The following is a 24,438-nucleotide window of genomic DNA, read 5'->3' on the forward strand; positions in this document are numbered from 1 at the left end:
ACGCCGGGTCAGAAGCCCTGTGACGGTGAGACGACGCCGTCCAGCGGGGCGCCGTCGCGGAAGCGGCGCACGTTCGCGGTGACGCGCTCGGCCAGGCCGCGCCAGTAGGCCGGGCGCGGGTTGGCGCAGTGCGGGGTGATCAGTACGTTGTCCAGCCCCCACAGCGGATGGCCGGCCGGCAGCGGCTCGGGGTCGGTCACGTCGAGCGCGGCCCCGCCGATCCGGCCCTCGCGCAGCGCCTCCACGAGGTCGCCGGTGACGACCAGGCCGCCTCGGGCCACGTTCACCAGCCACGCGTCGGACCGCATGAGGCCGAACTCGCGCGCCCCCATCATGCCCCTGGTGCCGGGGGTGGCGGGCGCGGCGACGACGACGTAGTCGGCCTCGGGCAGCGCCTCGCGGTAGCGGGCGCGCGGGACCACCTTGGCCACCCCGGGCACCTCGCCGCGATCGGTGACCGCCACCACCGTGCAGCCGAACGGCTCCAGCAACCGGACGAGCGCCCGGCCGATGCCGCCGCAGCCGAGGATCGCCACGGTCGAACCGGCCAGCTCCCTGGAGGTGTTGGGCCCCCAGGAGGTGGCCCTGGCCAGCCGGTGCAGCCCGCGCGCGGCGGCCAGCATCAGGGCCAGGGCGTGCTCGGCCACCTGCGGCCCGTACGCGCCGGCGGCTGCGGTGAAGACCGGGTGCGCGGCGACGACCCCGGCGTCGGCCCACCGCTCGACGCCCGCGTGCGGGAGCTGCACCCAGCGGATGCCCTCGTGGATCATCGAACGCAGCTCGCCGGGGTCGCCGGTGCCGAAGTAGACGATCGCCTCGGCCTCCTCCAGGGGCACGACCCGGCCGCCGGCGCGGCGTACGGCGTCGACGAGCGCGGGCACGGGCTCGGGCCCGACGTGGACGGCGACGGTCACCTGAGCACCATCCTCGCGGCGGGGCTGGCGTGGGGTCTGGTCATCGGGGCAGCCTCCCGGGTTGTGACGCGTTGATCGCGAATGAGCATAGGGGGCGCCTCGTCTCCGGGCGGTCACGTGACGAAGGGGCAGGCGGATGTACCTGCTCAAGAGCCACAAACCAGTGCCAACAGGTTCGCTTGACCACAGGCCACCCGTGAGCAACGCTGAATCGACAACCGTTGCCGGGGGCATTGCGCGTGAGGCGTCCATACATCACCTTGCTGGCCGCCAACGCCCTTTCCGTCACCGGGAACATGGTCTCGCTCCTCGCCATCCCCTGGTTCGTGCTGGAGACCACCGGCAGTGCCGTGCTGACGGGGCTGGCCTCGTTCGCCACGACCTTCCCCACGATCATCTCCGCCGCCTTCGGCAGCTCGCTGGTGGACCGGCTCGGGTTCCGCGCGGCCAGCGTGTGGTCCGACCTGATCAGCGGGCTCATCGTGCTCGCGGTGCCGGCGCTCTTCCTGACCACCGGCCTGAGCTACCCCTTGCTGCTGGTGCTGCTCTTCCTGCGCTGGCTGACGACCACTCCTGGGGAGACCGCGCGCAAGGCGATGCTGCCCGACCTCGCCGAGGGCGCGGGCGTACGCATCGAGCGGGCGGCGGCGGCCTACGACGGCGTGTCCCGCGGGGCCGCGATGGTGAGCGCGCCGCTGGCCGGGGTGCTGATCCTGTGGATCGGCCCGAGCACGCTGCTGTTCGTGGACGGGGTCACGTTCCTGCTGTCGGCGCTGGTCGTCGGGACCGGGGTGTCGCGCGTCGCCAGGAGCGGGCGCGAGTCGGACGGCTACCTGAACGACCTGAGAGCCGGGATGGTCTTCCTCTGGCGCGACCGGCTGCAGCTCAGCGCCACCGGGATGATCGTGATCGTCAACCTGCTCGACACGGGCGTGACGCAGGTGCTGCTCGCCCTGTACGCGCGCGACGTGGCCGCCGACCCCCGCGCGTTCGGGCTGCTCACCGGGGTGCTCGGGGCGGGCGCGGTGGCCGGGACGATCGTGTACGGGGCGGCCGGCGGGCGGTTGCCGATGCGGCTGACGTACGGGCTGTGCTTCCTGCTGGCCGGGGTGCCGCGGGTGCTGGTGCTGGCGCTGGGCGCGCCCTTCCCCCTGGCGCTGGCCGTCACCATGCTGTCGGGGTTCGCCGCGGGCGCCATCAACCCGATCCTGGGCATCCTCCAGTACGACCGCATCCCCGTCCCGCTGCGGGCCAGGGTGATCGGCACCATGACGGCCGCCGCGTACGTGGGCATGCCCGTCGGCGGCCTGCTGGCGGGCTCGCTCAGCGCCCTGGCCGGGCTGCACGTCACCCTCCTCGCCTTCACCGGCGTCTACCTGGTGATCTCCGTGCCGCCCTTCGTCTTCCGCTCGTGGCGGGAGCTCGACCAGCCGCACCCGGCCGGCGCCTGACCGGGCCCGGCGGCCGGCCGGGGCCTACGCCGAGGCGCGGGCCAGCAGCAGCGACTCGGTGATCGGCGACTCGTGCGTGCCGGGCGCCGTGCAGGCGTGCGCCCCGGCGATCGCGCCGAGGCGTACGCACTCGTCCAGCGGACGGCCGCGCAGGGTGCCGTACAGGAAGCCGGAGACGAACGCGTCGCCCGCGCCGTTGCTGTCGGCCACCGGGCCGGGCAGCGGCGCGGCGGGGAAGGCCCGTACGGCGGAGTCGCGGGTGAGCACGAGGCAGCCGTCGGCCCCGCGCGTGCACACGACGGTGTGGGCCCGTCCGCGCTCGATGACGCCGCGCATCACGGCGAGCGGGTCGGCCAGGGCGGCGGCCGACATGAAGACCAGGTCGGAGCGGTAGGCGAAGTCTTCGTGGTAGTCGTCGACGCCGTCCCAGTCGTGCAGGTCGGTGGAGATCGGCAGGCCGTCGAGGTCGGGGTAGGCATGGCGGCAGAAGTCGGTGATCGACACGTGGGCGTGCCGGGGGCGCGGCCCGGCGTACAGGTCTCGGGGCAGGCGCTCGCCGGGTGTGGCCCTGGCGTCGTGCAGCGAGGTGCGGCGGCCGTCGGGGCCGACGAGCAGGACGCTGCGCCGGGTACCTGCCCGAGCCGGGCCGAAGCGGCAGTCGATCTCGCGCAGCGCGTGGCGGATGAGCGCGCCCTGGGGGTCGTCGCCGATGAGGTCGGCGAAGGCGACGCCGAGCCCGAGCGCGTGGCAGCCGAGCGCGACGCCCGCGCCGGTGTTGCCGATCCGGTCGACGACCGGCGGCACGTGGTAGGTGTCGCGGTACGCCAGGGGCAGGCCGGGCACGTAGACCGTGGTGTCGACCCCGGAGCCGCCGAGAACGAGGAGGTCGAACGGGTCGGGCGGGGCGGGCAGGTCGCGGGTCACCGGTTGACCAGCGGGCCGGAGCCGGTGGAGCCGCGCACGACCAGCTCGGGCTGGAAGACCAGCTCGACGTGCCGGGCGGACGCGCCGTTGACCTCTTCGAGCAGGGTCTGCACGGCCGCCGAGGCCATCGCCCCGATCGGCTTGCGCACGGTGGTGAGCGGCGGATCGGTGAACGCGATCAGCGGCGAGTCGTCGAAGCCGACCACGGACACCTCGACCGGCACCGACAGCCCCCTCTCCCGGCAGGCGCGGATCGCGCCCAGCGCCATGAGGTCGCTCGCGCACACGATGCCGGTGCAGCCGCGGGCGAGCAGTTGGGCCGCCGCCGCCTGCCCGCCCTCGACCGAGAACAACGAGTGCGCGATCAGCTCGTCGACGTCGCGCGCGCCGAGGAGCTGCGCCATGGCCTGCCGGTAGCCCTCGATCTTCCTGATCACCGGGACGAACCTGCGCGGCCCGAGTGCGAGACCGATCCGCTCGTGGCCGAGGTCGACCAGGTGCTGCACGGCCAGCCGGGCGGCCAGGCGGTCGTCGGGCGAGATGAACGGCGCGTCGATGTGCTCGCTGTAGCCGTCGACCAGCACGATCGGCAGGCCGCGGTCGCGCAGGCGGGTGTAGCGGTCCATCCGGGCGGTGGTGTCGGCGTGCAGACCGGACACGAACACGATGCCGCTCACACCGCGATCGACGAGCAGCTCGGTGAACTCGTCTTCCGGCGCGCCGCCGGGGAGCTGGGTGCACAGGACGGGCGTGTAGCCGTGCTGGGTCAGCGCCTTCTCGATGGCCTGCGCGAAGGCGGGGAAGATCGGGTTGTCCAGCTCGGGCGTCACCAGGCCGACCAGCCCGTTGCTGCGCTGTCGCAGGCGGGGCGGGCGCTCGTAGCCCATGAGGTCGAGCGCGGTCATCACCGCCTGGCGGGTGGCGGCGGAGACGCCGGGCTTGCCGTTGAGCACCCGGCTGACGGTGGCCTCGCTCACCCCGGCCTGGGCGGCGACGTCGGCGAGGCGAGCGTGACCGTTCATGGCTGACACTTTACTTTCCGCCGGACCGCCGAATCCGCTGCTCCAGGGGCGCAGGGGGCGGCCCGGAGCGCTCCGCCGGGCGCCGCGTCGTTCGCGGGCGTCGCGGGTGCCACGGCCGGGCCGCGCGGGACGCGGCGCTCGCGCTTCTCGCACCATGCGGCCAATCGTGCCCTCCGGATCTCCCTGGACGTCCCGACCATGAAAGCTCTTGCCGCAATTTTCCGCAAGCCCTTCCACCTTCCTCGATTCAGAAATAGAGGCTGTTTAATGTACAAATCGTCACTCGAAAACTCCTATGAGCGAGATTCTTTATGTCAAGGGTGGACATGCAGCGTTAAGGCGCGATGTACTACCTCTTCAATCAGCCCCCGTCACAGGTGACACGCGCGCAAGGTGTGGGCCCATGAGCTCGGTCGTTCTCGACAAAGTGACCAAGGTGTATCCGGGCGACTACCTCGCCGTCGACCGGCTGAGCCTCCACGCGGACGACGGCGAGTTCCTCGTCCTCCTCGGCCCCTCGGGATGTGGCAAGTCCACGCTGCTGCGGATGATCGCGGGCCTGGAGGAGATCACCGAAGGGGATCTCTGGCTGGACGGCGAGGTGGCCAACCACCTGCCGCCCCGCGACCGCGACGTCGCGATGGTGTTCCAGAACGGCGCGCTCTACCCCCACAGGACCGTGCGCGGGAACATCGCCTTCCCGCTGGAGATCGCCAAGTCCGACCCGGCGCTCGTCCAGGAGCGCGTCACCGAGTTGTCCAAGGCGCTGCACATCGACGAGACGCTCGACCGCAAGCCGGGCACGCTCTCCGGCGGCCAGCGGCAGCGGGTGGCGATGGGCCGGGCGATCGTCCGGCAGCCCAAGCTGTTCCTCATGGACGAGCCGCTGTCGAACCTGGACGCCGGCATGCGCACCGAGCTGCGCATGGAGATCTCCGCGCTGGTCAGATCGCTCGGCGTCACCACCATCTACGTCACCCACGACCAGGTGGAGGCCCTGACCCTGGCGGACCGGATCGCGATCCTGAATCGCGGAGTGCTGCAGGACGTGGGCACCCCGGCCCAGATTTACAACGATCCAGCGACGGCCTTCGTGGCGGCCTTCCTCAACTCCCAGCAGTTGAACCTGTTGGCCGCCGGGGTCAGAACCCCCCAGAACCAGTACGTGCAGCTCGACTTCGGACCGCACCGGCTCACGATGCCGTGGAGCGATCCCAGGGCGTACGCCATCTCGCAGCACACGGGCGGGCAGGTGCTGGTGGGGCTGCGGCCGGACGGGCTGGCCCCCGTGCCGGAGTCGTACGAGGGGCCCTCGTTCTACGGGCGCGTGCGGACGCTGGAGTACCACGGGCACGAGTGGCTGGCGTACCTGGAGTGCGGGATGCCGGCCGTACCGGTGCCCGAGCCGCCGGACCCGCGCCGCCGCGCGGGCCGCGGCAACGGCGGCAAGAACGGGTCGGGCAGGGTCTCCGGGCTGGTGCGCCGGCTGTTCTCGCAGGAAGTGGAGCACCAGGAGCAGGAGCAGGTCGGCGCGAACCCGAACAGCGGCATCCACCGCCGCTCCGACCTGATCATCCGGCTGGGCAACCGCCCCGTCTGGCGCGCCGGGGACGCCGCCAAGGTGGGCGTGGACCTCTCCCGCATCATGATCTTCACGATGGACGGCGCCCGCATCGACCCCCCACGCCGCTGACCGCATACAGGGGCACCCACATCGACCCCGCTCCCTCGACCGCAGGCACGGCACCTACATCAGCCCGCCGCTCCACTGACCGCAGGCACGGCACCGACATCAACCCGCCGCTCCACTGACCGCATGGGCGGTTGACCCACCATTCCGATGGCGGCCCTCCTTTTCAGGATGCGGTCGTCCAGCGCGGGCCGTCGGGGGTGTCCTCGATCGTGACGCCACCCCGCGCCATCGCCGTGCGCAGCGTGTCCGCCACGTCGTAGCGGCCGTCGCGGCGTAGCTGCGCTCGCAGCGCCAGCAGCGGATCGACCAGGGCGGGCAGGCTCCGCGAGCGGTGCCCGGCCGTGGCGGCCAACTCGCCGAGCCGGGCGATCAGCAGCCGCATCAGCTCTCTGGCCTGCTCGACCCCGCCGGAGTCCTCCTCCGTGTCGGCCGCCCACTTGACGATCTCCGCCTCCAGGTCGAGGACGGCCTGCGCCGCCGCCACCAGGTCGGAGCGCGCGACGGCGGCCTTGAACAGCTCTTCGCACGCCCGGACGGACTCCTCCAGCGTCACCTCGGCGGGAACGTCGTACGGCTCGCCCGCCACCCCAGGCGCGACGGCGAGGCCACCGCCGCCCCCCTCGGCCAGACGGCGCAACTCCCCCAGACCGGTACGGGTGCCCGCGGGCAGAACCGCCACCGACCCCGGCCGCCGCACGGTCAGCCCGCCTCGCCCCGCCACCCGTACCGACTCGTCCACGAGGTCGATCACCAGCGCCGTGTGCTCGTCGAGCCCGAGAACCGCCGTGCCCGGCGGCAGCTCCCGCTCCATCCGCGAGAGCCGTCGCTCGCCGAGGTAGCAGTAGCGCGTGTCGTGGGTGCCGCCCTCGGCGTTGTCGAAGTGCGGGATGAGCACGGCCCGCAGCCCCAGCGGCTCCAGCAGGTCGATGCCCTCGCGCCAGTGGGGCTCGGCCCCCACCTTGTAGATCTCGTAGACCGGCACCGTGGCCAGGCCCGCCGTGCAGGCCGCCGCCGAGGCCAGCACGGTCACCCCCTCGCGGGCGCGCACCCGGGCCCGCAGGTCACCGGCCACGCCGGAGTCGGCCCACCGGTCGAGCGCGTACGTGGGGCTGCCGGGCCCCGAGAACACCCAGTCGGCGCCCGTGATCGCGGCGCCCACCTCGACGTCGAGCCCGACGCTGCGGGCGAAGTAGCGGCAGGCGCGGGCGGAGATGTCGGCCCGGTTTTCCTGGAAGGCGTAGGGGGTGTCGAGCAGGACGGCCCGCGCACCCGTACGCAATGTCCGCGCCACCGCGCGGTGGACCTCGACCATGGTCGGGCTCGTCTCGCCCGACCCCATCAACACCAGCACACCGGGCATGTCGTCGGCCTTCCTTTCCCCACGCCTCGACTACAACCCGGCCCGCCACAGTGTTTCAAGAGCACGGTCGACATGCGTATGGAACGCACCTGCGCATGATGAGCAGTAAGTTGTTGCCGGTGACGGGAAGACACGTGGTCTCGGTTGAGACGCTCATGCTACGGGTGGGCACCGACAGTCGCTGGTCCTACCGGCAGGCCCGCACCCGGCCACGGCCCGGGGAGCACCCCGACGAGACGGCCCGCAGGCTCGGCGGCGTCGCGGCCGGTGACCCCGGCGTCGTCGTGCACTCCACGAGCTGGCGCTACGAGCCCGAGGGCCGGGTCGTCCTGACCTACGTGGTCTGCCCCGACCCGGCGCCCTGGCTGCCCGCCGTCGAGGTGCCCGTGCTGGAGATCGCCAGGGGCCGGGCCCCCGCGACGCCGTCACCTGAGCACGTCGCCCTGGCCAACGTGGTCGCCCACGCGATCAGGCACCTGGCCTTCCTCATGGCCGAGGACCCGGTCGTCGCGCGTGCCCTGGCCGGCCATCCGGGCATCGCCCCCGCGCTCGCCCCCGTCACGGCCCCGGCATGAGACCCGGCGTGAGACCCGGCGGCCCAGCGCCTGCATGGGCCGTTCGACGTAGCGGTAGGTGAGCGCGCTCACGCCCACGACCAGGGCCACGGCCAGCGCCGCCATGCCGAGCTGGTACGGCAGGGCGGCCCACCGCAGGTCGCCGACGAATTGCGCGAAATACTTCAGCAGCGGATGGTGCACCAGGTAGAGCGAGTAGCTGATCAGCCCGAACCACACCAGCAGCCGGGGCAGCCGCCGCCCGCGCAGCGCCATCCCGCCCGCGAACGTGGCCCCGGCCAGCACCATCGTGGTGATCCACACATCGGCCTGCGCCCACCACCAGCCGCCCTCGACGGCCCACAGGGGCGTCGGCGCGATCGCGACCAGCAACGCGGTGGCCGCCACCGGCCACAGCCCGCCGGTGCCGCGTTCCCACCGGTGGATGGCTGTGCCCGCGAACATCACCCCCAGCACCGCCATCCCCAGCCACGGGATCCGGCTGGTCAGCAGCAGCGACGCCACCGCCATCAGCCCGAGCGCGCAGGCGGCGACCGTACGGAGGCGGCCCAGCAGCACGCCCGCCAGCCCGACGGCGAACACCGCGCACGACACGTACGCCGGCCACCCGCCCCGCAGCACCGCCCCCGACGCCACCAGCCCGACCACCACCGCCGCGCCCGCGAACACCATCGCCAGCAACCCGCTGCGCTCGTGCCCCCTGGTCAGGAACAGCGCCGTGACCACCAGGTAGAACACCATCTCGTACGACAGCGTCCACATGGTGTCGGCCACCCCGCCGATGCTGACGACGTCGAGCAGCATGGTCGCGTGCGCCGCCACCGCGCTGCCGTCGCGGGGCGCCTCCGCCCGCACCGGCACCCACCACGCCAGGGACAGCACGAGCGCGATGACGGCGAGATAGAGGGGGTAGAGGCGGAAGAAGCGGCTGATCCAGAAGGCCCGCACGTCGCCGTGGCGCTCCAGCGAGGCCGGGATGATGTAGCCGCTGACCAGGAAGAACACCAGGATTCCGTAGATGCCGAGGCTGAACCAGTAGGGCCGCAGCACCGGGACGAACCAGGGCAGCAGGTGCTCCATCACCACCGCGAGCGCACCGATGCCGCGCAACGCGTCCAGCCAGGCCAGCCTGGGCACGGCCACCGCATCGGCCACGGGCAGGGCGGACGCGGGGATCACGGACGGCACAGCGACAGCCGTTTGAGGTCCGGGGGACGCGGCGACCGTGGGGTGCGTGGCGGGCACGGGGCGTACGGAGGCCACGGGGCGTACGGAGGGCACGGCGGCCATGGAAGCCTCGGCGGACGCGGACGGCACAGCGGCGGCGGGGGTCGGGGCGGACGCCGGGGGCGCGGCAGGCGTGGGCGGCCCGGCGGGCACAGCGGAATCCGGGGGCACGGAGGCGGCGGACACTCGCGAAGAGCTACCCCCTCCCGGGGGGCTTATGCGCCAGGAGGACGCAGGCCGAGAAGGCTCATACGGGCCAGGGAGGCTTACCCAGGCCGCAGACGCATACACGGGCCAAGAAGACTCACACAGCCCAAGAACGCATCCGCAGGCCGGAGGCACTTACGCAAGCCGAGGAGACTCACGCAGCCCGGGGACACTTACCGCAGGCCGAGGAGGCTTATGCGAGCCGGGGAGGCTTACGCGAGCCAGGGAGGAGGTCAGCCTCGGCGGGACGGGTCGCGGCCGCTCACCCGGTGCGGGGTCAGTGAGGCGTGGTGGTCGGCGCCGTCCGGGCCGTCGGGGTCGGTGTGCACTGTGGCGGCCCGCAGGCGCGGCAGGTCGTGGATGAGCCGGTGCTCGGCCTCCACCGCGATCCGGTGCGCCACCACCACCGACACGTCGTGGTCGACGAGCAGTTCCACCTCGGCGTGCAGGGCGTGCCCGATCCACCGCAGCCGTACGGACTCCACCCGGCGCACCCCGTCCACCGTGGCGAGGATGCGCTCGGCGTCGTCCACCAGGGCGGGATCGACCGCGTCCATGAGCCGGTGGTAGATCTCGCGGGCCGCGTCGCGCAGGACGAAGCAGATCGCGACCGTGATCAGGAGCCCGACGACCGGGTCCGCGAGCCGGAGGCCAAGCGCCGCTCCACCCGCGCCCAGCAGCACGGCCAGCGAGGTGAAGCCGTCCGTCCTGGCGTGCAGGCCGTCGGCCACCAACGCGGCCGAGCCGATCTCCCTGCCGACCTTGATGCGGTAGCGGGCCACCCACTCGTTCCCGGCGAATCCAATCAGCGCCGCCACCGCCACCCAGCCCACGTTCCTGATCTCCTGGGGTTCCAGCAGCCGTCGGACGGCCTCGTACCCGGCCAGGGCGGCCGAGGCGGCGATGAGCGCGACGATGACGATGCCCGCCAGGTCCTCGGCCCGCCCGTAGCCGTAGGTGTAGCGGCGGTTGGCGGCCCGCCGTCCGAGCGAGAACGCGATCGCCAGCGGCACGGCGGTCAGCGCGTCGGCCAGGTTGTGCAGCGTGTCGCCGAGCAGCGCGACCGAGCCGGAGGCCACGACGACGGCCGCCTGAACGGCGGCGGTCGCCATGAGGACGGCGAACGAGATGGCCAGCACGCGCATCCCGCGACTGCTGGTCTCCAGGGCGGCGTCCGTCTTGTCGGCGCTGTCGTGGCTGTGGGGCGCGAGAGCGTGCCCGATCCGCCCAAGCACCACCCCGATCCCCCACCCCCACCCCCGCCCCCGCCCACGCACTTGCCGAGCCCCATCTCCACGTCCCTGCCCCTGCCCGCGCCCAGGCCCCTCTCCGTGCCCATGCCCCTGCCCGAGCCCAGGCCCCTCTCCATGTCCGGGTCCGTGCCCATGCCCATGTCTGGGGCCGCGCTCAGGCGCGGGCTCGCGCTCAGACACGGGCTCGCGCTCAGACACGGGCTCGCGCTCAGACACGGGCTCGCGCTCAGACACGGGCTCGCGCTCAGGTACAGGCTCTCGCCCAGATGCGGGCTCGTGCTCAGGTACAGGCTCGTGCTCGGATGCGGGCTCGTGCGGGGCCGAGGACGGGTCTCGCTGGTCGGACATGGCACCCCCCGCTTGCGCAATTCATCCCTTTTGGGCAGGATATGTAGTCATGTACGCACGCGACAACGTCTCAGGTGCCACACCATCGCAACAAGAGCCCACCCCGGCCCAGGTGGACGCGGCAGTCGACGCCTTCCGCATGCTGAGCGACGGCACACGCCTACGACTGATGTGGCTGCTGTCGTCCGGGGAGCGGGATGTGAACTCACTTGCCCAGGACATCGGCGTGGCCCGCCCGTCGGTGTCGCAGCACCTGGCCAAGCTGCGGCTGGCCGGGCTGGTGACCACCCGCAGGGACGGCCGCCGCGTGCTCTACCGGGCCACGGACTCCCACGTACGGACGGTGATCGCAGAGGCCCTGTTCCACGCCGACCACGAGGTGTCCGGCCTGCCACGGCACGACTGAGCGGCTACCAGCCGACCTTTCCCTTGCCCGAGATGAGCGCCCGGGCGATGACCAGGCGCTGCACGTCGTTGGTGCCCTCGCCGATCGCCATCAGGGGCGCGTCCCGGTAGAGGCGCTCGACCACGTACTCCTGGGAGTAGCCGTAGCCGCCGTGGATGCGCATCGACTCCAGCGACGCCCTCAGTGCCACCTCCGAGGCGAAGTACTTGGCCATGCCCGCCTCCATGTCGACCCGCCTGCCCCCGTCGGCCTGGGCGGCGGCCCAGTACGTGAGCAGCCGGGCGGCCTGGATCTCCGTGGCCAGGTCGGCGAGCTTGAGCTGGATGGCCTGGAACTCGGCGATCGGCTGCCCGAAGGCCGTACGTTCGCGCGCGTAGCTCAGCGCGGCGTCGTAGGCCGCCTGGGCGACGCCGACGGCGCGCGCGGCGATGTTGATCCGCCCCAGTTCCAGTCCGCCGAGCACCTGCTGCATGCCGCGCCCCTCGACGCCGCCGAGCAGGCAGGAGACCGGCACGCGGACCCCGTCCAGCACCACCTCGCACGTCTCGGTGCCCTTGTAGCCCAGTTTGGGCAGGTCGCGGCTGACGCTGAAGCCCGGCGACGACGGGTCGACGAGCAGCACCGACATGCCCTTGTGCGCCGGGTCCGCGATCGAGGTCTTCACCAGCACGGGGAGCGGGTCGGCGTGGCGGGCGTTGGTGATCCAGGTCTTGGTGCCGGTGACGACGTAGTGGTCGCCGTCGCGTACCGCGCGGGTCTGGATGCCCTGCAGGTCGGTGCCCGCGCCGGGCTCGGTCAGCGCGATCGCGGTACGGCGCGCGCCGGTCGCCAGGTCGGCCAGGTGCCGCCGCTTCTGCTCCTCGGTGCCGTGCCGGGCGATCATCCAGCAGGCCAGCGAATGGGACCCGATCGTGCCCGCCACGCCCATCCAGCCGCGCGCGATCTCCTCGAAGACCAGCGCGAACGAGACCATGTCGGCCTCCATGCCGCCGTACTCCTCGGGCACGGACAGGCCGAACAGCCCCATGCGCTTCATCTTGTCGACGATCTCGGTGGGATAGCGCCCCGAGCGCTCCCACTCGGTGGCCACCGGCACGATCTCCTTGTCCACGAACGCGCGCAGGGTCTCTCGGAACGCCTTCTGTTCGCCGGTCAGCTCGAAGTCCATGTGCCTCAAATCCCCGGAGCGGGCCGGACGGTCACGGGCTGCCCCTGCTCGCACGATCGGAACACGACCAGACGGAACACCGACCAGCAGAAACACGATCAGATCGACCACGTTAGTGACCAGATGATTGTTCGGTCAATCGCCGCCGCCGGTCAAGCAGCGCCCCCGGTCAAGCAGCGCTCCGGTCGATCAGCGTCGGGCCTCGTCCCGAGCGCCGAGCCCGTTCTCCGCAGGCGAGGAGCCGGCCTGGACGCGGGCCGCCATCCTGGAGACCACGTCCACGATGCGGGCGGCGCGCTCCACCTCCGCGCGGTGGAACACCGGACCCTCCGCGCGGGCGACCACCACGTGCAGCCCGGCGGCGACGACCGGCAGGAGCATCAGCCGCAGTTCCTCGGCGTCCATGGTGATGGCCCGGGGCGGCGGCTCGGGCAGGTCGAACTCGGCGGGCGCGGCCAGCGAGGCGTGCCGGACGGCGCCGTCGGCCACCGCCACCGACCACTCCGCGCCGCACAGCGCGGGAAGGGCGTCCACGAGGGTGGCGTAACCCCGGGCGGGCTCGGCCGCGACGTGCATGAGCAGGTCGTAGTCGGGTGCCGAGCCGGGTACGTCCCTGGTCACCCAGACCCCCTCGACGCGTACGCCGGGCACGGCCGACAGCCGCTCGCGTGCCTCGGTCGCGTCCGCCAGACCCGGCCAGGTGACGGTGAAGTCGTCCACGGCGCGCCCGGCCTCGCGCTCCAGCACGGTGACCTGGAGGATGTCCGCTCCCAGCGCGCCCAACGCCTTGGCGACCTGGCCGAGACCACCCGGCCGGTCGGGCAACGACACCCTCAGTCGCAGCAGCATGGCGCCCCCTTCCCAGAGGCTCTCACAGTGCCGTGGAAAGGTTTCGCGTATGTTCCACGGATATATCGCGCTTGCTGCGGTTATATCCAAAAATGCCGGATTAAGTCTGATTTGTCGCTAAAGTGTGGTTCACTAAGGCACACCGCCCGACAAAGCCCCGACCATCACCTTCCACCGATCGGGGCCAGGCCGGAAGATTTCCATCAACCGTGTCAGGCGAACACGTCCTGCTGGTAACGGCCGGCCGCCTCCAGCTCGGCCAGCCAGGCGGCGCCGTCCTCACCGGTCCGTTCGCGGTGGACGTCCAGCAGGGTCTGCCGCACCGCCGGCGCCATCCGCAGGCCGTCGCCGCAGACATAGACGTGGGCGCCCTGCGCGAGCAGCTCCCACACCTCGTCCGCGTGCGCCGCCACCGCGTCCTGAACGAACCGGTACGGATGCCCCGCCACAGCCGAGTACGCCCGGTGCACGGTCACCCCCTCGGCCGCGCCCCAGACGGCCAGCTCGTCCCCGTACAGCAGGTCGTGCTCGGGATGGCGGCACCCGGTGAACACCGCCGCGCGCCCGGTCGCCCCGCTCAGCGCCCGCTCCTCCAGGAAGCCGCGCAGCGGCGCGAACCCGGTGCCGGGGCCGACGAGGATCACCGGCGTGGCCGGGTCGTCCGGCAGCCGGAAGGGCGGCGCGGGCACCCGGACGTAGCCGTAGAAGACCTCGCCCTCCTTCAGCCCGGCGAGGTAGGCCGAGCACATGCCCTGGTACGTGCCGGTGCCCGACCAGGCCGGGCCCTCGACGAGGCCGACGGTGAGCCGTACCAGTCCCGGCTCGGCCAGCGGCGAGGAGGAGACCGAGTAGTAGCGCGGCTTGATCGGCCCGGCCATCTCCAGGAACACCGGCAGCGGCAGCTCGATCGCCGGGAACCGCTCCAGCAGCGCCAGCGGGGAGACCCGCTTGGCGAGGATCTCGTCGGCGTAGTTGGCGGTCAGCTCGGCCAGGCGGCCCGTCGTCCACGGGCAGGCGGTGTGCGCGGCCAGCGCCTCCAGGTCGGACCTGGTGGCCACCTCCTGCAGCTCGGCGAACTCGGTCAGCAGCAGCCCGGCGGTGACCGGCGTGTCCACCGGCAGGTGGGTGGCGCCGGCGGCACGCAGGCGTACGACCTGGTCGCGGGGCACGCGCAGGCAGCGCAGGGCCCACTCCACCAGCTCGGGGTCGTTCTTGGCGAAGACCGCCACGTGGTCCCCCGCCGAGTACGTCACCCCCTCCGGCAGCCGCGCCGTGATCGCGCGCACGCCCGGACGCGGGGCCTCGACGGAGAAGTCCCAGAGCCCGGTGGGGTCGGCGGTCAGCTCCTCGTTGGCGACGACGGTCAGCGGGAAGGCGCGTTCGGAGACGACCGAGGGCCTGACCTCGGCCTCCGTGAGCACCTCCATCTCGTAACGCGGCCCGGCGGCCCCGGCGGAGGCGCTGTACTCCTCGGCCAGCGCCGCCCACAGCCGCGCCGTCCAGGCGGAGACGTCGCCGTCGAAGTCACCGTCCGTGTCGGCCTCGCCCCGCTCGACGAGCGGGACGGCCCCCGCCGCCGTCAGCTTCTCGTACGCCCGCCGCGGAAAGTCCTGGTACGTCGGCCACTGCGTGTTCCCGCAGCCCAGCACGGCCAGGCGCACCCCGGACAGGTCGGGCAGCGACTCCAGGGCGTCGAAGCGCTGGGCGTTGTCGGGGGCCTTGCCGTTGTAGGAGGAGGCCACGACGACGAGCAGGCCCTCCGTGGGCGGGGTCAGCTCGTCCAGCGTGGTCAGCGTGGTGGCGAAGCCGGCCCGGCCGGCCCGCTCGGCCAGGCGCTCGGCGAGGTCGGCGCTGGTGCCGAGGTTGGAGCCGTACGCGACGGTGAGCGGCACGCCGGTCACCGCGAGGTCCTGCCGCTCGCTCTCCTCCTCCGGCTGCGCGCTCACCACGACCCGCTCGTGGGCGCGGCGCTCCCGTACCCGCAGGGTGAAGCCGTCGGGCTTGAGCGTGAGCATCTGCTTGATCTTCATGCGGTAGACGTTCGGGTCGGACACGGCGAAGCGCCGCAGGATCATCGCCAGCGCGAGCCTGGCCTCGGTCAGCGCGAACTGGCGGCCGATGCAGGCCCGCTCGCCGTTGCCGAACGGCTTGTACCCGCCGGGGTGGTGGTGCTTCCTGTGCTCCGGCAGCCAGCGGTCGATGTCGAACTCGTCCGGCCGCTCCCACGCCTTGGGGCTGCGGTGCAGCGGCGGCAGCAGCACGGCCAGGGCCTGGTCCTTCGGGACGGGGTAGTCGCCGACCGTGGTGTCCTCGATGGCGCTCACCCCGAAGACGGGGATCGGCGACCAGAACCGCAGCGTCTCCTCCAGGACGCGCGGGATGACGTCGAGCTTCATGATCGTCTCGTAGGTCGGCGGCTCGTCGCCCGGGAGCAGCCGGTCCACCTCGTCGTAGGCGCGGGCCAGGGTGTGCGGCTCGCGCAGCAGGTTGTACAGGGCGAAGGAGAGCAGGCCGCTGGTGGTCTCGTGGCCGGCGATGAGGAAGGTGAGGACCTGGTTGCGGATGTTCTCGTCCGACAGCCGGGCGCCGCTCTGCGGGTCGGACGCCTCCAGCATGAGCCCCAGCAGGTCCTTGGCGCCCCCGCCGCCCTCGGCGCGGCGCCGCTTGATCACCTCGTCGACCAGCGCCTGCATCGTGGCGATGTCGCGCCGGTAGGTCTCCTCGTGCCGCTTCTTGAGCTTGGTGACGAACGGGAGCTGCTGGTTGCGCAGCATGGCCTCGGTCAGCGCGCCGCCCATGGCCTGGAGGAACGGGTGCAGCTCCGGCGAGTCGAAGGAGTTGAACCGGTAGCCGAACCCGGTGAGCGAGATCGTGTCGAGGGTCAGCCGGGTCATGTCGTCGGCGACGGGCAGGTCCTCCCCCTGGCGGCCCGCCCACGACTCGACGAGCTGCTCGGCGACCTCCAGGAACTGCGGGAAGTACGCCTTCATCGACCGCTGGCTGAAGGCCGGCATCAGGATGCGGTGCGCGTGGCCCCACACCGGCTCGTGCGCCTCGGCCGTGAACAGGCCGTCGCCGCCGAAGTCGCGCACGATCGTCAGCGGCGGGTTGATGCGCTTGATGAACCTGCTCTCGTCGCACGCCTCGGCCACCAGGTCGGGGTCGTAGACCAGCACGACCCGGCGACCGGCGATCTCGAGCTGGAAGATGCCCTCGTCGTACCGGGAGGCCACCTCGACGAAGTGCTGGACCGGAGAGTGAGAGGGAATCTGCAGCGTGTTGCCCACGATGGGCAGGCCCTGCGGGGCGGGGATCCGTGCCATGGGTGCACCCTTCCTGAGTAGCCATACACCGTATGGCGGACGCTACCATACGGCGTATGGCAGCGAGCGCGCGCAGGGGCGCCCCCCTGACTCTGGAAGAGATCGGCTCCACAGCATTGCGCCTGGTGGACGAGGGCGGCATGGAGGGCTTGTCCATGCGCAAACTGGCTGCCGAACTCGACGTCAACCCGATGTCGCTCTATCACCACGTGGAGAGCAAGGAGGCGCTGCTCGGGCTCATCTGCCACGGGGCGGCCGAGCGCATGGCCCTGCCGCCGGACGACGGCTCCCCCTGGGAGCACCAGCTCAGGGAGCTGGCGCTGGCCTACCATCGGCACGTGACGGCGCATCCGGCGATGTGGGCGTACCTGCACAACCATCCGGAGGCCATCGCGGACCGGGAAATGCCGATCTGGCAGGCCCTCTACCGCGTCCTGCGGCTCGCGGGGGTGCCGGAGCCGGAGCTGCGGCGCACCGGTGACGTGCTGTACGCGTTCGTGTCGGGGTTCGTGATGGCGGAGACGCGGGGGCACCTCCCGGGCGACGGGCGGGAGATCGAGCGTGACTTCGACGCCGCCATCCGCCTCATGACGCACGGCCTGTCCGGTATGTCCGGCTGACCCTCCCGGCCCGGACCCGTGGCGGGGAGGGCCGCGAACCCGGGCCCTCCCCCGCCGTCCGTCACTCGCCCTCGGGACGCTCCTGCAGGACCCACCCGTTGCCGTCGAGATCGTTGAAGAACACGAACGAGTTCCACCGGCCGCCCTTGCCCTCGGCCAGGGTGCCGTCCCGCCCGTAGTGCTGGACAGCGCTGACCTCGACGCCGCGCCCGGCCAGCTCGGCCCGCGCCGCGTCGATGTCGGGCACCACGAGCTGCAGCCCCTTGGCGACGCCCCCCGCCGGAGCGCCGATGACGACCGAGCAGGCCGACCCGCGCGGGGTGAGCTGCACGACCCGTGCGCCGGGGCTGATCTGCGTATCGTGGTCGACCACGAACCCGAGCTGCTCGCTGTAGAACCGCTTCGCCCTCTCCACGTCGGCCACCGGGATCGACACCACCTCGAGCTTCCAGTCCATCGGTCCGCTCCTTCCCTGGCCCTGTCAAAGGGCCCTCGTCCTGACCACCGTGCCGGTCTCCGTCACCAACACGTCGAACGGGACACCCGGGAATCGACCGTCGCTCCGAGGGAAATCCGCGAAAATTCCGCGGGAATCAGGTGGCGTCCCAGACCGCCTCGAACGCCTCTTGGGGGATCTCGGTCAACTCCCAGATCTCCAGCGGCTGGTCGGTGAGGAAGCCGTGCTCGTCCTGCAGGTGACGCCACCAGTAGCGGCGCGCGCCCCGGTCGGCGCCCACCACGACCTGGCGGACCGCCCAGTGCTCGCCGTCGCCCTCGACGCTCTCGAACAGCCAGGCCCGGCCGTCCTCGTCGCCCAGGTGCCAGAAGTGCCGGGGAGCCTCGGACTCGGCGAGCTGCCGGACCAGCGGCAGGCGGAGGTCAGGTACCACGGCGCCACTCTAGCCCCAACCACCACCGGGACACCGGACGCGCCCGCCGTCCCCCGGTCTCGGACCGCTCAGCGCTGGTAGGCCCCGGCGTCCGGCGCGCCGGTCACGCGCCGGCCCGCGACGTCCTTGCCGATCGCCCTGCCGCCGTACCACTTGGAGGTCAGGGGCACGCCACGGCCCAGCGCCGGGGAGCCGGGGCGCAGGCGCAGGTCGGTACGGGAGACGAACCTCGGATCGGCGACGACCGACTTCGGCCCCAGCTTGAACCGGGTCGTGCGGCCCTGGTAGACACTGCCGTCCTCGTCGGCGCCCGCGCCGTCCTCCCAGCCCGCCTCGCCGCCGACCGCGATCACGTTGTTGCGCAGCTTCAGGATCGACGGCGAGCAGCCGTCGTGGCAGGACCAGCCGACGGTGTCCTTGGCGGGCAGGTGGACCGAGTTGTGCACGGCGACGGTGCCCTTGACGGGGCCGACGACGTGGCGGGGGCCGCGCGTGACGAGGAACGAGCCGCGGCTGCGCGAGGAGGTGACGACGTTGAAGGCGAACAGGTTGCCCGTCGCGGTGCCGCCCTTCCTGGCGCCCAGTTCGGCGAAGGTCTCGTTGTCCCTGGCGATGTTGTGGGTGACCCGGTTGCGGTCGCCGTCGAAGATCTCGACGGCTGCCCCGTCGGTGCCGTAGTCGCTGCTCGTGGCGTAGCTGCCGGTGATGGTGTTGCCGGTCACGACGTTGTCGTCGCCGTTGAGCAGGACGCCGAAGGCGCCGGAGTCGTTGTCGCGCCCGCGGTCGTTGACGCTCATCCGGTTGTTGCCGGTCAGGACGCTGTCGCGGATGGTGTTGCGCGCGCCCGACGGCGTGACGAAGACACCGGCGATGTTGCGGTCGGCCTGCACGCCGTCGAGCACGTTGGAGTCGCCGTCGATCTGGAACCCGGCCCAGCGGCAGCCCGAGGCCCGCAGGCCGCCGATGCTCCAGTGGTTGCCCTTGACGACCACGCAGTCGTCGCCGATGCCGCCGATCCTGGCGAGCGCGCCGCTGCCGTACGCCTTGACCGTGATGGGCCGGGCGGCGGTGCCGCTGGCCGCCAGGGTGAGCGGGCCGGTGAAGCCGCTGCCGCGCTTGACGGCGACGGTGTCGCCCGGCTTCAGCTCGGCGGCGTTGACCTTCTCCAGTGACTTCCACGCGGTGCCCGCGCTGGTGCCGGCGGCCGCGTCGTCGCCCGCGCGGGAGTCGACGTAGTAGGTGGCGCCGGCTCGGGCGACCACCTGGGCACGGGTCTGCGCGGCGACCTCGGCCGGTACGGCGGGCAGGAGCGAAGCCATGACTGTTACGGACAGCAACCTCATGCGAGCACACCGCTATCTCGTTGGAGTTACGGGGAATCAGCAGGAGAAACCGTAGCGTGACGGCCGCGCCCGACGCCATGCGCGTGGCGCGGCTCCCGCGACCCGGTATGAAATTGTCACCCTCCGTGATGTCGTGCGGAGATCGCAAGAACTTGCGCAAGGGCTTCATCGGACCTGGCCGCGAAACCATCCCATTTGACCTCGAACACACTCTTTGCCGACAAGGTTGACGAAAACCGCAACTTTCCGAAACTTTCACTTGACCCTACGCGGGCCGCCGCGACATCGTTTATCCGTACATCACCTGACATCTCGGGCAACCCGGGGAAGGACAGCCATGCACGGCAACGACGACTGGTGGCGTGACGCCGTCGTGTACCAGGTGTATCCCCGAAGCTTCGCCGACGCCGACGGCGACGGCGTCGGGGACCTCGCGGGCGTGCGCGCCCGCCTCGGCTACCTGGCCGAGCTGGGTGTGGACGCCATCTGGCTGAGCCCCTTCTACACCTCGCCCATGGCCGACGGCGGCTACGACGTGGCCGACTACCGGGACGTGGACCCCATGTTCGGCACGCTCGCCGACTTCGACGCGCTCGTCGCCGACGCCCACGCCAAGGACATCAGGGTCATCGTCGACCTGGTGCCGAACCACTCCTCCGACCGGCACCCCTGGTTCCAGGCCGGGCTACGCGACCGGTACGTCTTCCGCGACCGCCCCAACGACTGGGAGTCCATCTTCGGCGGCCCCGCCTGGACGCAGGTCGAGGACGGGCAGTGGTACCTGCACCTGTTCGCGCCCGAGCAGCCCGACCTCAACTGGGAGAACCCGGAGGTGCGCGCCGAGTTCCGCGACATCCTGCGCTTCTGGCTCGACCGGGGCGTGGACGGCTTCCGCGTCGACGTGGCCCACGGCATGATCAAGGCCGAGGGGCTGCCGGACGTCGGGCGCAAGGACGGCCCGCAGGCCGAGATGCTGGGCGACGAGCAGGTGCCGTACTTCGACCAGGACGGCGTGCACGAGATCTACCGCGAGTGGCGGCCGATCCTCGACTCCTACCCGGGCGGGCGGATGGCGGTGGCCGAGGCGTGGGTGTCGTCTCCCGAGCGGCTGGCCCGCTACGTCGGGCCCGACGAGCTGCACCAGGCGTTCAACTTCGAGTTCATGATGGCGGACTTCCACGCCAAGTCGTTCCGTACGGTGATCGAGCGCTCGCTCAGGGAGGCCGAGCTGGTCGGCGCGCCCACCACGTGGGTGCTGTCCAACCACGACGTGCAGCGCCACGTCACCCGGCACGGCGGCCTGGCCCGCGCCCGCGCGGCCACCCTGCTCATGCTGGCCCTGCCCGGCTCTGCCTACCTCTACAACGGCGAGGAGCTGGGCCTGCCCGAGGTGCTCGACCTGCCCGACGAGCTGCGCCAGGACCCGGCCTTCCTGCGGCGCGGCGAGAGCCGCGACGGCTGCCGGGTGCCGCTCCCGTGGACCTCCGCCGAGGGGCTCGGCTGGCGGAACCCGTGGCTGCCCATCCCGGCCGGGTGGGCGGCGCTGTCGGCCGAGGCCCAGCAGGACGACCCCGCCTCCACGCTCAACCTGTACCGGGCCGCGCTCAGGCTGCGCAGGCGGCACCCGGCGCTCGGCGGCGGCACGCTGACCTGGCTCGACACCCCCGAGGACGTGCTGGCCATCGAGCGCGACCCCGGACTGGTCGTGGTGCTCAACACCGGCGAGGAGCCGGCCCGGCTCGACGTGGACGGACAGGTGCTGCTGGCCAGCGGGCCGCTGCCCGGCGACGGCTCGATCCCGCCGGACACCACGGTTTGGCTGCAGCGCTGACGACCTGAGTCACTCCGGGACGCCGGTTGGGGGAATCTTTCCCTTTGCCCGGTAAATACCCGACAATACTCAGCAATCACGCTCGGTAGCCTCGGGGAGTGGCACCCCGGTGGGCCAGGTCCTTGCGCGGACGCGTCACCCTCATCGCGACGGCCGTAGCAGCCCTCGTGCTCATCCCCGTGGGCGTCGCCGGCATGGCCGTGGCCAGGACGCTGGTGGCCGCCGCCGTGTTCAACGACACCAGGGACACCGCCGAGCGCATCGCCTTCGAGATGCGCGGCGGCGCCCTGCCCATGGGGGCCGCCATCCCGGTGCCCAACCCGGCGGTGGACCTGATCCAGATCATCGGCCCCGACGGGCACGTCCTGGCCACGAGCGACGCGGCCAGGAACCTGCCGCCGCTGAGCGACGTACGCCCCACGGCCAGGGACCGCGTCATCAACACCACGAGCTGCCTGCCGACCGAGTGCGTGCACCTGTCGGCGGTGCGGGTGACCCTGTACTCCGACTCCCCCATCGTCTACGCCGGCCGCAGCAGCCCCGACGTGCTGCAGACGCGGACCCTGGAAGGGGTCGTGTTCTCGGAGATCATCCTGCTGACCGCGCTGGCGGGGTGGGCCACGTGGCTGGTCACCGGCCGCGCCCTGCACCCGGTGGCGACCATGCGGGCGGAGCTGGACGCCGTGTACGCCGGCGACCTGAGCAAGCGCGTCACCCAGCCGCCGGGCGACGACGAGGTGTCCCAGCTCGCGCGCTCCATCAACGGCACCCTGGCCCGGCTCGAACGCTCCGCCGAGCAGCAGCGCCAGTTCGCCTCCGACGCCTCCCACGAGCTGCGCACCCCGGTCGCGGGGCTGCGGGCCCAGCTCGAAACCGCCCAGCTCTACCCGGACGACACCGACGTCGAGGCGGTGGTGGGCAGCGCGCTGCGCGACGCCGACCGGCTGGAGGCCATCATCAACGACCTGCTGCTGCTGGCCCGCATCGGATCGCAGGTGGACATGGTCAGGGAACGGATCGACCTGGCCGAGCTGGTGCGCCACGAGCTGGCCGTGCGCTGCGACAAGGTGCCCGTGCGGGTGGACCTTTCGGAGGGGGTGGCGGTCGAGGGCGTCCGGCTGCAGCTCGCCAGGGTGCTGACGAACCTGCTGGACAACGCCCAGCGGCACGCCGAGCACATGGTGCGGGTCGAGCTGTTCAGGGAGCCGCCCGGGAGGGACGCCAGGCACGGGCCCGAGGACAGGGCCGGGAGAGAGGTCGTGGAGGGGCCGCGCGGCACGGCGGTGCTGGCGGTCGAGAACGACGGCATGGAGATCGCCGGCGCGGACCGGGAGCGCATCTTCGAGCGCTTCACCCGCCTCGACGCCGCCCGCAGCCGCGACTCGGGCGGGACGGGGCTGGGGCTGGCCATCGCGCGCGACGTGGCGATGGCGCACCGCGGCCAGATCCGCGTGGAGGACTTCACCGGCGGCGCCCGCTTCGTCCTGCGCCTGCCTGCCGTGTGACACCCCCACCCTGAGGGCGGTACCGGCCCGACCCCGGAGCGCCCACAGACACCCGGACACCCGGAGGCCCGCCGCACGACCGCGCGGCGGGCCTCCGGGACGGCTCGGCGGGAGCGGGGGGACGCACCCCCGCCGAGCCCGTCGGTACGGGCGGGCGTCAGGCGGGCGACATCTGCCGTGCCGCCTCCTCGCGCGGCCCCTCCTCGCCCGGCCGCTCGTCCTCGTCGTCGAGCAGGGTGGCCTCGTCGAAGGGCGCCCGTCCGGCCAGGACCTCTGTGGCGCGGTCGCGGTCGAACTCGCCCGTCCACGTCCCCACCAGTACGGTCGCCACCGCGTTGCCGGCGAAGTTCGTCAGCGCGCGGGCCTCCGACATGAACCGGTCGATGCCCACGATGAGCCCCACCCCGTCCACCAGCTCGGGCCGGTGCGCCTGCAGGCCGCCCGCGAGGGTGGCCAGCCCGGCGCCCGTCACGCCGGCCGCGCCCTTGGAGGCGATCATCATGAACAGCAGCAGCGCCACCTGCTCCCCGAACTCCAGCGGCGACCCGGTGGCCGTGGCGATGAACAGCGTGGCCATGGTCAGGTAGATGGCCGTGCCGTCGAGGTTGAACGAGTAGCCGGTCGGCACCGTGATGCCGGCCACGGTCCTGCTGGCGCCCAGGTGCTCCATCTTGGCGATGAGCCGGGGCAGGGCGGTCTCCGAGGACGAGGTGGACAGGATCAGCAGGAACTCCCGGCCGAGGTAGCGCAGCAGCGACCACAGGTTGATCCGGGCGACCACCCAGAGGATCGTGCCCAGCACCACGCCGACGAAGAGCGCGCACGTCACGTAGAAGGCGATCATGATGATGGCCAGGCTCTTGAGCGCCTCGACGCCGGTGGCGCCCACGACGGCCGCGATCGCCCCGAACGCGCCCACCGGCGCCGCCCACATGATCATGGCGAGGATGCGGAACACGAGCCGCTGCAGGTGCTCCACACCGCGCAGGATCGGCGCCCCCTTGGACCCCATGGCCTGCAGCGCGAACCCGGCCAGCAGCGCCACGAGCAGCGCCTGGAGCACCGAGCCGTCGGTGAGCGACGAGACGAGCGTCTCGGGGATGATGCCGAGCAGGAAGTCGACCGTGCTGGCCTCACCGCCCTTGGCCGCCTCCGCCTCGGCGGCCTGCCGCGCGCCGTCGGTGATGTGCAGGCCCGAGCCCGGGTCGATGACGTTGCCCACCATCAGGCCGATGACCAGCGCTATCGTGGACATCGCGAGGAAGTAGACCAGGGCGAGGCCCCCCACCTTGCCGACCTTCGCGGCCTGGCGCACCGAACCGACGCCGAGCACGATCGTGCAGAAGATGATGGGACCGATCACCATCTTGATCAGCGCGACGAAGCCGGTGCCGAGCGGTTTCAGCGCCTGGCCCACGTCCGGCCAGACGAAGCCGACCAGGATCCCGAGCAGGACCGCCACGATGACGGCCACGTAGAGATAGTGAGTGCGATCGCGCATAGCGGGGCTCTCCGGCAGTTTTGGAATG

The 24,438-nt window shown here is 72.1% G+C and carries 19 protein-coding genes; 6 read left to right on the forward strand and 13 right to left on the reverse strand.

The genetic code is table 11. The features are described 5' to 3' along the window. Positions 1–8 precede the first annotated feature (8 nt). Complete coding sequence (locus ACZ6S0_RS29720; protein WP_465922602.1) at positions 9–914, reverse strand: D-isomer specific 2-hydroxyacid dehydrogenase family protein; 906 nt, start codon at positions 912–914, stop codon at positions 9–11. 239 nt (positions 915–1,153) lie between these two features. Between ACZ6S0_RS29720 and ACZ6S0_RS29725 the strand changes: the two genes are divergently transcribed. Next, positions 1,154–2,365, forward strand: a complete 1,212-nt coding sequence (locus ACZ6S0_RS29725) for an MFS transporter (RefSeq protein WP_465922603.1) — start codon at positions 1,154–1,156, stop codon at positions 2,363–2,365. A 24-nt stretch (positions 2,366–2,389) separates the two neighbouring features. Here ACZ6S0_RS29725 and ACZ6S0_RS29730 read toward each other — a convergent pair whose 3' ends face one another. Next, positions 2,390–3,289: a PfkB family carbohydrate kinase gene (locus ACZ6S0_RS29730; RefSeq protein WP_465922604.1), complete on the reverse strand. Its 900-nt coding sequence runs from the start codon at positions 3,287–3,289 to the stop codon at positions 2,390–2,392. After that, positions 3,286–4,311 (reverse strand): LacI family DNA-binding transcriptional regulator, encoded by a 1,026-nt coding sequence (locus ACZ6S0_RS29735; protein ID WP_465922605.1) that lies wholly within the window; start codon positions 4,309–4,311, stop codon positions 3,286–3,288. Before ACZ6S0_RS29735 ends, ACZ6S0_RS29730 begins: the two co-directional genes overlap by 4 nt. A gap of 403 nt (positions 4,312–4,714) precedes the next feature. Here ACZ6S0_RS29735 and ACZ6S0_RS29740 point away from each other — a divergent pair, with 403 nt between their 5' ends. Then, positions 4,715–6,004: an ABC transporter ATP-binding protein gene (locus ACZ6S0_RS29740; protein WP_465922606.1), complete on the forward strand. Its 1,290-nt coding sequence runs from the start codon at positions 4,715–4,717 to the stop codon at positions 6,002–6,004. Between the two features lie 163 nt (positions 6,005–6,167). Here the strand turns inward: ACZ6S0_RS29740 and ACZ6S0_RS29745 are convergent, their stop codons facing one another. The 3 genes from ACZ6S0_RS29745 to ACZ6S0_RS29755 all read right to left on the reverse strand — a co-directional run bounded on the left by ACZ6S0_RS29745 (position 6,168) and on the right by ACZ6S0_RS29755 (position 10,608). Beyond that, a complete protein-coding gene (locus tag ACZ6S0_RS29745; protein WP_465922607.1) occupies positions 6,168–7,364 on the reverse strand; it encodes a CysS/YqeB C-terminal domain-containing protein in 1,197 nt (398 codons plus the stop codon). Positions 7,365–7,789: 425 nt separating this feature from the next. Further along, a complete protein-coding gene (locus ACZ6S0_RS29750; RefSeq protein ID WP_465922608.1) occupies positions 7,790–9,229 on the reverse strand; it encodes an acyltransferase family protein in 1,440 nt (479 codons plus the stop codon). 377 nt (positions 9,230–9,606) lie between these two features. After that, complete coding sequence (locus tag ACZ6S0_RS29755; protein ID WP_465922609.1) at positions 9,607–10,608, reverse strand: cation diffusion facilitator family transporter; 1,002 nt, start codon at positions 10,606–10,608, stop codon at positions 9,607–9,609. Positions 10,609–11,023: 415 nt separating this feature from the next. Here ACZ6S0_RS29755 and ACZ6S0_RS29760 point away from each other — a divergent pair, with 415 nt between their 5' ends. After that, entirely contained in the window at positions 11,024–11,380 is a 357-nt protein-coding gene (locus ACZ6S0_RS29760; protein ID WP_465922610.1) for an ArsR/SmtB family transcription factor, read from the forward strand. A gap of 4 nt (positions 11,381–11,384) precedes the next feature. Here ACZ6S0_RS29760 and ACZ6S0_RS29765 read toward each other — a convergent pair whose 3' ends face one another. The 3 genes from ACZ6S0_RS29765 to ACZ6S0_RS29775 form a co-directional block, all read right to left on the reverse strand. Next, positions 11,385–12,548: an acyl-CoA dehydrogenase family protein gene (locus ACZ6S0_RS29765; protein ID WP_465922611.1), complete on the reverse strand. Its 1,164-nt coding sequence runs from the start codon at positions 12,546–12,548 to the stop codon at positions 11,385–11,387. Between the two features lie 189 nt (positions 12,549–12,737). Beyond that, the gene (locus ACZ6S0_RS29770; protein ID WP_465922612.1) at positions 12,738–13,397 is read right to left on the reverse strand and encodes an ACT domain-containing protein; all 660 of its coding nucleotides are present in this window, start codon (positions 13,395–13,397) and stop codon (positions 12,738–12,740) included. Between the two features lie 212 nt (positions 13,398–13,609). Beyond that, positions 13,610–16,720 (reverse strand): bifunctional cytochrome P450/NADPH--P450 reductase, encoded by a 3,111-nt coding sequence (locus ACZ6S0_RS29775; protein WP_465922613.1) that lies wholly within the window; start codon positions 16,718–16,720, stop codon positions 13,610–13,612. Between the two features lie 56 nt (positions 16,721–16,776). Between ACZ6S0_RS29775 and ACZ6S0_RS29780 the strand changes: the two genes are divergently transcribed. Continuing rightward, positions 16,777–17,340, forward strand: a complete 564-nt coding sequence (locus tag ACZ6S0_RS29780; protein ID WP_465922614.1) for a TetR/AcrR family transcriptional regulator — start codon at positions 16,777–16,779, stop codon at positions 17,338–17,340. A 61-nt stretch (positions 17,341–17,401) separates the two neighbouring features. On the opposite strand, the gene ACZ6S0_RS29785 is transcribed toward ACZ6S0_RS29780, so the two are convergent. The 3 genes from ACZ6S0_RS29785 to ACZ6S0_RS29795 all read right to left on the reverse strand — a co-directional run bounded on the left by ACZ6S0_RS29785 (position 17,402) and on the right by ACZ6S0_RS29795 (position 19,549). Then, positions 17,402–17,797 (reverse strand): VOC family protein, encoded by a 396-nt coding sequence (locus tag ACZ6S0_RS29785; RefSeq protein WP_465922615.1) that lies wholly within the window; start codon positions 17,795–17,797, stop codon positions 17,402–17,404. Between the two features lie 136 nt (positions 17,798–17,933). Then, positions 17,934–18,230, reverse strand: a complete 297-nt coding sequence (locus tag ACZ6S0_RS29790; RefSeq protein WP_465922616.1) for a hypothetical protein — start codon at positions 18,228–18,230, stop codon at positions 17,934–17,936. Between the two features lie 68 nt (positions 18,231–18,298). Next, entirely contained in the window at positions 18,299–19,549 is a 1,251-nt protein-coding gene (locus tag ACZ6S0_RS29795; RefSeq protein WP_465922617.1) for a right-handed parallel beta-helix repeat-containing protein, read from the reverse strand. 361 nt (positions 19,550–19,910) lie between these two features. Between ACZ6S0_RS29795 and ACZ6S0_RS29800 the strand changes: the two genes are divergently transcribed. Together ACZ6S0_RS29800 and ACZ6S0_RS29805 are read left to right on the forward strand one after the other, a co-directional pair. Further along, positions 19,911–21,404, forward strand: coding sequence for a glycoside hydrolase family 13 protein (locus ACZ6S0_RS29800; RefSeq protein WP_465922618.1), 1,494 nt, complete (start codon positions 19,911–19,913; stop codon positions 21,402–21,404). A 98-nt stretch (positions 21,405–21,502) separates the two neighbouring features. After that, positions 21,503–22,909: a sensor histidine kinase gene (locus ACZ6S0_RS29805; RefSeq protein ID WP_465922619.1), complete on the forward strand. Its 1,407-nt coding sequence runs from the start codon at positions 21,503–21,505 to the stop codon at positions 22,907–22,909. A gap of 157 nt (positions 22,910–23,066) precedes the next feature. Here ACZ6S0_RS29805 and ACZ6S0_RS29810 read toward each other — a convergent pair whose 3' ends face one another. Further along, positions 23,067–24,410 carry a cation:dicarboxylate symporter family transporter gene (locus tag ACZ6S0_RS29810; RefSeq protein ID WP_465922620.1) on the reverse strand — a complete coding sequence of 448 codons (1,344 nt, stop codon included), beginning with the start codon at positions 24,408–24,410 and terminating at the stop codon, positions 23,067–23,069. Positions 24,411–24,438 lie beyond the last annotated feature (28 nt).

The organism is Nonomuraea sp. NPDC051298 (assembly GCF_055586305.1).

What these genes read in the sequence shown, in the direction of transcription:
- ACZ6S0_RS29795 (WP_465922617.1), bottom strand. Translation starts at nt 19,549, where the DNA reads ATGGCTTCGCTCCTGCCCGCCGTACCGGCCGAGGTCGCCGCGCAGACC.
- ACZ6S0_RS29800 (WP_465922618.1), top strand. Translation starts at nt 19,911, where the DNA reads ATGCACGGCAACGACGACTGGTGGCGTGACGCCGTCGTGTACCAGGTG.
- ACZ6S0_RS29775 (WP_465922613.1), bottom strand. Translation starts at nt 16,720, where the DNA reads ATGGCACGGATCCCCGCCCCGCAGGGCCTGCCCATCGTGGGCAACACG.
- ACZ6S0_RS29750 (WP_465922608.1), bottom strand. Translation starts at nt 9,229, where the DNA reads ATGGCCGCCGTGCCCTCCGTACGCCCCGTGGCCTCCGTACGCCCCGTG.
- ACZ6S0_RS29735 (WP_465922605.1), bottom strand. Translation starts at nt 4,311, where the DNA reads ATGAACGGTCACGCTCGCCTCGCCGACGTCGCCGCCCAGGCCGGGGTG.
- ACZ6S0_RS29810 (WP_465922620.1), bottom strand. Translation starts at nt 24,410, where the DNA reads ATGCGCGATCGCACTCACTATCTCTACGTGGCCGTCATCGTGGCGGTC.
- ACZ6S0_RS29780 (WP_465922614.1), top strand. Translation starts at nt 16,777, where the DNA reads ATGGCAGCGAGCGCGCGCAGGGGCGCCCCCCTGACTCTGGAAGAGATC.
- ACZ6S0_RS29760 (WP_465922610.1), top strand. Translation starts at nt 11,024, where the DNA reads ATGTACGCACGCGACAACGTCTCAGGTGCCACACCATCGCAACAAGAG.
- ACZ6S0_RS29740 (WP_465922606.1), top strand. Translation starts at nt 4,715, where the DNA reads ATGAGCTCGGTCGTTCTCGACAAAGTGACCAAGGTGTATCCGGGCGAC.
- ACZ6S0_RS29745 (WP_465922607.1), bottom strand. Translation starts at nt 7,364, where the DNA reads ATGCCCGGTGTGCTGGTGTTGATGGGGTCGGGCGAGACGAGCCCGACC.
- ACZ6S0_RS29765 (WP_465922611.1), bottom strand. Translation starts at nt 12,548, where the DNA reads ATGGACTTCGAGCTGACCGGCGAACAGAAGGCGTTCCGAGAGACCCTG.
- ACZ6S0_RS29785 (WP_465922615.1), bottom strand. Translation starts at nt 17,797, where the DNA reads ATGGACTGGAAGCTCGAGGTGGTGTCGATCCCGGTGGCCGACGTGGAG.
- ACZ6S0_RS29770 (WP_465922612.1), bottom strand. Translation starts at nt 13,397, where the DNA reads ATGCTGCTGCGACTGAGGGTGTCGTTGCCCGACCGGCCGGGTGGTCTC.